At 39.2% G+C, this 4,995-nt stretch carries 4 protein-coding genes; all 4 read right to left on the bottom strand.

The window, feature by feature from the left end; genetic code table 11:
* Positions 1-199 precede the first annotated feature (199 nt).
* A complete protein-coding gene (locus ACQR30_RS09940) occupies positions 200-628 on the bottom strand; it encodes a DUF4488 domain-containing protein (RefSeq protein WP_429734568.1) in 429 nt (142 codons plus the stop codon).
* A 79-nt stretch (positions 629-707) separates the two neighbouring features.
* Positions 708-1,691, bottom strand: coding sequence for a DUF4973 domain-containing protein (locus ACQR30_RS09935; RefSeq protein WP_429734566.1), 984 nt, complete (start codon positions 1,689-1,691; stop codon positions 708-710).
* A 91-nt stretch (positions 1,692-1,782) separates the two neighbouring features.
* Positions 1,783-3,837 (bottom strand): RagB/SusD family nutrient uptake outer membrane protein, encoded by a 2,055-nt coding sequence (locus tag ACQR30_RS09930; protein WP_429734564.1) that lies wholly within the window; start codon positions 3,835-3,837, stop codon positions 1,783-1,785.
* Between the two features lie 100 nt (positions 3,838-3,937).
* On the bottom strand, positions 3,938-4,995 hold a 1,058-nt coding region (locus ACQR30_RS09925), incomplete at its 5' end, for a SusC/RagA family TonB-linked outer membrane protein (protein ID WP_429734562.1).

The following is a 4,995-nucleotide window of genomic DNA, read 5'->3' as shown; positions in this document are numbered from 1 at the left end:
TGAGCATATCACTATTGGACCAAATACTGAAATATGTGTTGTGCGTAATCAAAGGGTAGGACGGCGCTAGCTGCTTTTGGGCGTAGGTATTGTTTAATAAAAGAACTAATACAAATGCAATAGAAAATCTGAAAAAAAACTTACTCATTAAAAAGGGATTAAATTATGGTATTTTTTATTTTTGTTTGCTTTAGGCATATTATCTAACACGTTCATATATTTCCTGTCCGTTTGATTTACCCAATTCCCATTTCATTAAAAATGTATTTTCATCTAAAAAATGAAATATTATTTTCCCCTCTTTTATAGAGGACGGAACTGCAATATGTCTGTTTAAATGCTCTGTATAAGTAGAATCGGAAGTGATTTCAATTTTTCCATTTGAAAGTTCGACGTACTTATTATTTAAATAAAAAATGTGTCTAAAATTCCCGTCAGCATCAAAAATCTTAAAGTCATTGTTATGCGGCGGCAAAAATTTATCGCTTCCCGCAGGTGATTTTTGCATACTTACCTGCCACACGCCTTCAAAACTTTTGTTGCTTATTTTTGGCTTTTGCGCACAGGCATTATAACCACAAGTTGTAGAAGCCACCAACAGAAATACATATATTACTAAGCTTCTCATAGTTTACTAATTAAATTACAATGAACATTTTTAAGTTAAAACACATCACTATCGATTACCACTTGTTGTAGTACCCCTGTTACCACTGAATTGCCTGATCTTCATCCGGTATCTGTGTATTGATCTTCCTTTCCATAATCAATGACCCTCGAACAGTATAATCGATGGACGCATTGGCTACCGAAGTGTAATCCGTGAAGTTATAATCGATATTATTGATGGTGATATATCTATGAACTAAATAAGGCAGAAGTTCATCTTTAACATCTTCAACAGAATAATTAATTATTTTATTTACCTGCAAATTCATAGATGGATTATCAGTAGTGAGCGTTACTTGCTTTTTCTCTTCATCAAAATGAGCGTATATCTTATAATCCCGTCTATCGGATTTGTTCTCGTCCACCGTACCAGCATAGAAAAAGATGGTACTTTCATCAACGACGTAAGTCTCTATCGTACTCTTCACTATTGCTGCGCCATTCTCCTCCCCTTTCAAATAAACCTTGAGAGAGGTACCACTATATTCTCCAGAAAAATCGTTAAATGGTACAATCCTCAATAATGCCTTAGCATAATTTCTTCTAGGATTTGGTATGTAATCATTGGAAGGGGAAGGCTCTATTGTTAGCGGAAGAACCCATTTATCGACTAAGTCAATATTTTTAAGCGTGAACCCAATTGTTACCGTATCAGAATTCGATCCCTTTGGAATCGATACGGTATCTGGAATCGCAAAATACTGACTTGTCAACTCTTTATAATAAAGATCCGTTCTGTTTTGAAAATTCTGGTCATTGAATGCTTTCAGGGTGTCAGCATCAACTCCAATATGGACGAGTAAATTTTTATTATTGTTAGTTGAACCACTGACAATTACTGGTAACTCATAATTGACCATCCCATCGGGTTTGTATCTGACATGAATAGGCGTAACCCCATCCCCATCCAAAGGTGCTTTGAACGAGATGTATTGATGATATTGTTCAGTAATCCATCCTTTATTGCAGGCAATAGTTCCGATAATTAGTAATAGGGTCAGTAGAGCAGCTATCTTTTTCATGCATCTATTTTTTAATGTTTTTTAATAACCGGATGTGGCGCCCTACATTCTGCTTCGCGAAATATTTTACATGGCGCTTCATACGTAAATTTTAGTTGTTATAAGTTTGCCAACCCGGATTTTGTGTCAAACGAGCATCTCTTCTCAATTCTTCAATAGCAATTGGCCAAAAATACATTTTGGGCGCAAAAGTGCTTTGAAGAGCAAAAGCTGCCACGGGTTGCTGGAATAAATCTCTTTGATTTGCAGTCATAAGGACATTGTAACCATAGATGGGCAGTGCTAGTTCTACTGAAGCGTCTTCCCATCGGCGCAAATCATAATAACGCTCCTGTTCCCCCATCAATTCGATTTGTCGTTCACGTTTTATTGCTTTTCGTAATTGTGTATTACTCGAATACACCGCTTCGCTATAATCAGGTAATCCGGCTCTAATCCTGATTGGTCGGATACCTTTATGCATTTCATCAACGCTTCTTGCAATCGTATAAACCTGTGAACTATCCCAACTAGGTATACTATAGGAGCTAGTTAATTCATTTAAAGACTCCGCGTAAGCTAATAGTATGTCTGCATAACGAATTGCAGGCTCATACTTTGGCACCACTTTATTCAAATCTCCGTTTTCATAAGTATCCTGTGGGTTAACGTATTTCATAATCCCAATACCAGTTCTCAACCAAAACATGGTATTCGTGTAGCCATTCCCAGAGCCGCGATAGTAAAAAACCTGCTGTTCTCTGTTTCTTTCTTCCGACTCATTGGTCAAGTGCCACACACTGCCATTATAAGCTACGGAGGCATAAAACCTCGGTTCTCTGTTTGCAAACTGTAAGGAAACACCTGATGCTAAGGGCTTATATTTACCATCTGCAACGTCCTGATCGGTTACAAAACCCTGCACTCTTTGACTGCCGTTTCCTCTGCCATACTCCATATCTTTTCCAGGAGCATCGGAGCCATCGTTTAAGTAATAAGCATCACACTGTTTTAGTGTCATACCGTGTGTGTTCCAACCTGATGCAATTCTTGGTAATTGGTGTACAACCATGACATTAATACCCTCGCTGGATTGATTCTGTCCGCGCGTAAAAATCAGTTCCGGGTTTTCGGAAGCTGACAATTCACCATCAAATAGTGATCGGTAAGACTCAAACGGATCTATATTGGCCCAACCGTCCGGCCAAGATTTATCTGAGTAGGCGGCGTTATAGGGCGGCGCTATAGTCGCTGGGTGAGTTATGGTACCTGAGGAATGAAACGGCGCAACATATAAGGAGTAAACACCCAGCTGCATAACATCCTTTGCAGCAGCAGCCGCTCTTGCCCATTTCTGTTCATCATAGGTAAGTGAAAGTAAATGATTGCCTTTATCATCTACCAACTGCTCTTTGAAATCCATACTCAGTTTACCACCATTCATCAAAGGACTCGCAGCATACAAAAATACTTTTGCACGAGTTGCCAGAGCCGCCCCTTTGGTCGGTCTGCCTATGTCCAATTGCCCACGACTCTGTGGCAAATCCTTGGCTGCAAGTACCATTTCTTTACCAATATATTCGGCGCACTGTTCATAACTGCTCCGGGGTAAAGCTAATTCGCTATAATCCTTGGTATAATCGGCGCCCTCATCAGGAAGAATAGGGATAGGGCCATACTTTCTAAGTAAAAGCCAGTAGTAATAAGCACGAACAAACCGCGCTTGCGCCTTATAATCTGCGATCGCCGCTGCATCCACAGCAGTCGACTGACCAATATTTTGTATAAATATGGAGGCGCTTCTGATGCCCTGATAACATTGCGTCCAGGAATCTTGCTTCTCATTTTCATGATAGTTACCGAGACTGAAACGATTATAAGATAAAGCACCCGCATTCGTTACATCATAGTCTACATCTCTATCGCCGTAATAAATATCATCGGCGAAATTGAATGGTTCAAACCCTTTACTTGCGACATCTGCGTTCGCGCCAGTAAGGTAGGAGTAGGAATTAGCCAACCATTCCTCGATGTATTTTTCATTATTAAACGACTTGTCTAAAGTCAGCCGATCCTTAAAATATTGATCAGATTTCAGATATTTTTTGCATGACATTAATAGCGTCACCATCATTAAAAAAATGGATATGGCAGTTATTTTTTTCATCTGTTCATTTTTTATTTGTCAGATGGAATTCACCAAGTGATCATTGCTTTGGATATGCGAGATACTTATGGCTCATTTCATCAAAATATACGTTTTTATATTATAAACCAATTGTTACTCCTAATGTAACTGACTTAATCAAAGGATAAGTTTCTCCTCTTGGGTCTGTTGTCTCTGGATCCCATAATTTGAAAGGTGCCCAAGTCAATAAATTAGTTCCAATACAGTAGATACGAACACTACTCATATGGACTTTATTAAGCATCTCTTTAGGCAGCGAATAACCAATATCCAAATTCTTAAGTCTTAAGTAAGTTCCATTACGCAGCCAATAGGAAGAATTCCGGTAGTTATTACTATTTCCGTTAAAACTTAATCTGGGATAGGAGGCATTTGGGTTTTCCGTTGCAGGGTTTCCGGAAATATCTGCCGATATCCACCTGTTATCCAGCATGCCTTGTAGAATATTTCCCCATTCTCCTTCACTAAAAGCGTAAACTGATTTTCCGTATATAAAGAAGTTCGAATTTCCGGCTCCTTGAAACAGCACATTCACATCAAACCCTTTCCAGCTAGCAGAAGCTCCAAATCCGTAGATTAAATTCGGCGTACTGGTAGAGCCGATAGCAACAACATCATCACCATTGATGACCCCATCGCCATTTACGTCCTTATATTTAATGTCACCAGGTTGGTAAGACCCAAATTCCTGCGTTGGGCTGTTTCGAATATCATTATAGTCTTTAAACAGGCCTAGTGCGATTAAGCCCCTGGTTTGCCCCACGCGGTATCCCTTTTCCATCTGATAGGGGTATACACTTTCTTCTTCATCGTCATTCAATATTTCATTTTTACTATACGTTATATTACCACGTAAGGTTACGTTTACCTTGTTGAACTGATGGCGGACTGTAAAGTTTCCATCAAAGCCTGTCGAACGCACCGACCCTACATTTGCATTAGGTATACTTGTCAGTCCAACATAAGAAGGTAAATAATTTCTTTGCATATAAATACCTCTACGCTCATCCTTAAAGGCATCAACCGTCATTGAAAATGCGTCATGCCAAAGTGATAGATCCAATCCTAAATCTTGTTTAGTGGCTATTTCCCAGGTTACATTTGGCGAAGCGACTTGTGAAAACCCAAGTCCGGAAT

Origin of the sequence: Arachidicoccus sp., assembly GCF_050436765.1 — a bacterium.
Taxonomy (GTDB): domain Bacteria; phylum Bacteroidota; class Bacteroidia; order Chitinophagales; family Chitinophagaceae; genus Arachidicoccus.
Note: the sequence above shows the minus strand (reverse complement) of the source record. Positions and strands in the feature narration are given on the sequence as shown.